This window comes from Streptococcus infantis (assembly GCF_001579645.1).
In the GTDB taxonomy this organism is placed as follows: Bacteria; Bacillota; Bacilli; order Lactobacillales; family Streptococcaceae; genus Streptococcus; species Streptococcus infantis_E.
The window spans coordinates 838402-839688 of sequence record NZ_KQ970818.1; the positions used below are offsets into that span (position 1 = coordinate 838402).

Below are 1287 nucleotides of genomic sequence, written 5' to 3' on the forward strand. Positions count from 1 at the left end.
CTAACACTGCTTCTTGCAACAGACCTTCTAGCTCGTGGTATTGACATTGATAGCTTGGAATGCGTGGTTAACTTTGACGTTCCTAGAGATATGGAAACTTACACTCACCGCGCTGGTCGTACAGGACGTATGGGAAAAGAGGGCTACGTAATCACACTTGTAACGCATCCCGAAGACATCAAAAAGCTGAAGAAATTTGCAAGTGTACGTGAAATTGTCTTGAAAAATCAAGAACTGTATATCAAATAAGGTTGGGATAAAAGTCCCAACCTCTTTTTTTATTAGCAAAAAAACTTTGACCTGCTAGTTGATTTGGAACTTCGAAATCGAAACTTTGACTTCCGATTTCTCCTCCACCGGCTTTCTTATCCCCAGGTAATTTCTAAGCGATAGTTCGCAAATGGAGTTCCTTCTTTGTTTTGTAGTTGATAGGCTAGTTTAATCTTTTGCTGATCAACTTGATAATGGCTTGTTTGAATAACAAACTCCTGCAAGCCCATTGGTGTAGGAATATAGGCTAAACTATCAGCTTCCTTCAGAAAACGCATGATGGTCTTAGGGTTGGAAAATCGAGACATCACCAACTCTGTATCATTAAATTTGAGAACCACTTTTTCTTTCTCTTCATTGTAAAAAAGGAGATAGGAAAAATCACCTTTCTCACGTAACTCAACGTCATAAAGTTGGTCGATCACTTCCAATTGTTCATCAAATTGGATGGTATTTCTCATTCGAATCTTCACTTCAAGTCCTCTTTCTTCACTCTTATCCTACTATTTTACCAAAAACTGTGGCTTTTTGCTATAATGGTTTTATGAATGAAAAAGTATTTCGTGACCCTGTTCACAATTATATCCATGTTGATAATCAGATTATCTATGACTTAATCAATACCAAAGAATTTCAACGCTTGCGTCGTATCAAGCAACTCGGAACATCAAGCTATACCTTTCATGGTGGAGAACATAGTCGTTTCTCTCACTGTCTAGGTGTTTACGAGATTGCACGACGCATCACCGAGATTTTTGAGGAAAAGTATCCTAAAGAATGGGATCCTTCGGAGTCCCTCCTAACCATGACTGCAGCCCTCCTTCATGACTTAGGACATGGCGCCTACTCGCATACCTTTGAAAATCTCTTTGATACCGATCATGAGGCGATTACGCAGGAAATTATCCAAAGCCCCGAAACAGAGATTCACCAGGTTCTTTTACAGGTAGCTCCAGATTTCCCCAAAAAGGTAGCTAGTGTTATAGACCATACTTATCCAAATAAGCAGGTGGTCCA

At 39.6% G+C, this 1287-nt stretch carries 3 protein-coding genes; 2 read left to right on the forward strand and 1 reads right to left on the reverse strand.

Translation table 11 applies throughout. From position 1 onward, the window contains the following. Nucleotides 1–249: helicase-related protein (locus SINDD18_RS11280; protein ID WP_277619875.1), on the forward strand; the 249-nt coding region annotated here is incomplete at its 5' end. A gap of 116 nt (nucleotides 250–365) precedes the next feature. On the opposite strand, the gene SINDD18_RS04015 is transcribed toward SINDD18_RS11280, so the two are convergent. Further along, entirely contained in the window at nucleotides 366–743 is a 378-nt protein-coding gene (locus SINDD18_RS04015; protein WP_153014394.1) for a DUF1934 domain-containing protein, read from the reverse strand. A 71-nt stretch (nucleotides 744–814) separates the two neighbouring features. Here SINDD18_RS04015 and SINDD18_RS04020 point away from each other — a divergent pair. After that, nucleotides 815–1287 (forward strand): HD domain-containing protein (locus tag SINDD18_RS04020; protein WP_153014411.1); only part of this gene is annotated, 473 nt, incomplete at its 3' end.